The sequence below is a fragment of the SAR324 cluster bacterium genome (genome assembly GCA_029245725.1).
In the GTDB taxonomy this organism is placed as follows: domain Bacteria; phylum SAR324; class SAR324; order SAR324; family NAC60-12; genus JCVI-SCAAA005.
Genome location: JAQWOT010000099.1, coordinates 1 through 1,817 on the forward strand (window position 1 = coordinate 1; position 1,817 = coordinate 1,817).

The following is a 1,817-nucleotide window of genomic DNA, read 5'->3' on the forward strand; positions in this document are numbered from 1 at the left end:
TGCTTAAAACCTGGTGATACTTATCAACAGCCATAAAGCCTTCTTCCATGCTCGAAAGAATGGTCTCCCATTCGGAGCGCTGATTTTCCAAGTTTTCAAAACGTTGGTTAAGCAATGCTGCCATCTCATTGAGCTGCTGGCCTAGCTCTCCGATTTCTGTATCATCAGTTACATTCAGTTTCTTTCTGAGTTCTCCTTTAGCAAAGCGTGCAGCACCCCTTCTTAATTCATTTAGAGATTTTCGGAAACTGTTAGCGATAAGTAAACTGGTAATCATCGTTGCGGTCATCAGCAGCAACATTGCCAGCAACATCTTGAAGAAAAGTCCTTCAGCTTGAGGTGTTTTGGTTGGAAGTTCCAAAGACACCCTCAGAATCAAATCATTCCCAAATTTGTTCGGTACTCTGCGAGCAAACCACAAAGCCATCGTATTGAAAGCGGGATTGAACCTCTTTGTTACTTTAGGTTGATTATTTATGGCTGCATCGATTTCTGGTAGGCTGGAACTTTTTCCCATCAGAGGCTGGAGGCTGGAGGAGTCGCTCAGTAACAAGCCAGTTTTTGGATCCAGTATAGAAATATGAATTCGATTTTTTTTAACAAATGCCTGAAAAATTTCTGAGGAAGATCCCCTTTCAACGAATTCCTCCAGCAGTTGATGTTGAATTGCCAATAGTTCAAATCTGCCAATTAAATCTTCTTCAACAGTCTGCTCCAAATGTTTTTCTAGGGAATATTCAATCCACCAGCTGAAGGCCAGAAGACCCCCGGAGAGAAGAATGACAAAGGGTGCAAGAAATTTTTGCAGGAGCGGATTAGCAGGCATCTCAATCTTGGCCTTGGAAACGATAACCGATTCCCCGGACAGTCTCAATTAGGTTCCCAGATTCCCCTAACTTTTTACGTAACCCTACAATCTGAACATCGATTGCACGATCAGTTACGATATAATTCTCACCATGAGTTGCATCTATGATTTGGTCACGAGTGTAGACCCAGCCCGGATGACGGGCGAGGAAATGAAGGATTCTGAACTCTGTTGTGGTCAGCAAAACAGGTTGGCCGTCAACCAAAGCCAGATGCCTTGCGGGATGAATTTCAAGGGAACCACATTTCAAGGACGAGCCTTCCTCTGGAATAGACTTTTGATTCCTGAGGAGGATATTTTGGATTCGTGCCAGCAGAATACGCGGGCTGAATGGCTTTACTACATAGTCTTCAGCACCCATTTCCAAGCCTGCAACAATATCTTCTTCACTACTCTTAGCGGTGAGCATCACAATTGGAATACCTTTAGTCGCCCCATCCTTTTTGAGTATCTTGCAAAGGTCCAAGCCATTAATTCCAGGTAGCATTAGATCCAAAAGGATCAAATTGGGAGTTGCCTCCCGAATTAGGTTGCGAGCAGTTTCACCATTTGGAGCTTCCAACGTGCGATAACCTGCCTTGTGAAGATTATATTTCAGAACATCAAGAATATCTTCCTCATCTTCAACAATCAGAATTTGTGCATCTTCCATTGATTACTTGATAATAATGACGATTCAAAAATGCACAGTTTGAATTGGTTACCGGTCACTCTGCTTGACAAAACATTCAATGCATCCTCCCTTCATATATATATTCCTCATCGGTTAGGCATCAATGGATGTTATCTTTCTGCAAATCCTAAATGGATTAGACAAGGGTGGTGCGTATGCTTTAATCGCACTGGGTTTGACAACTACGTTTGGAACACTTGGAGTTTTCAATTTTGCTCATGGAGCACTATTTATGAGGGTGCTTTTTGTGCAGCAACAATTCAAAAATTTCTAAAA

General features: G+C 42.3%; 2 protein-coding genes and 1 pseudogene. 1 reads left to right on the plus strand and 2 read right to left on the minus strand.

What is annotated here, in order from left to right:
* Nucleotides 1–874, minus strand: an 874-nt coding sequence (locus tag P8O70_04530) for a HAMP domain-containing protein (GenBank protein ID MDG2196147.1), incomplete at its 3' end; no start/stop codon positions are given.
* The gene (locus tag P8O70_04535) at nt 828–1,520 is read right to left on the minus strand and encodes a response regulator (protein ID MDG2196148.1); all 693 of its coding nucleotides are present in this window, start codon (nt 1,518–1,520) and stop codon (nt 828–830) included. The genes P8O70_04530 and P8O70_04535, both read right to left, overlap by 47 nt.
* Before the next feature lie 124 nt (nt 1,521–1,644).
* Here P8O70_04535 and P8O70_04540 point away from each other — a divergent pair.
* Nucleotides 1,645–1,817 (plus strand): annotated as a pseudogene (locus P8O70_04540) (branched-chain amino acid ABC transporter permease).

What these genes read in the sequence shown, in the direction of transcription:
- P8O70_04535 (MDG2196148.1), bottom strand. Translation starts at nt 1,520, where the DNA reads ATGGAAGATGCACAAATTCTGATTGTTGAAGATGAGGAAGATATTCTT.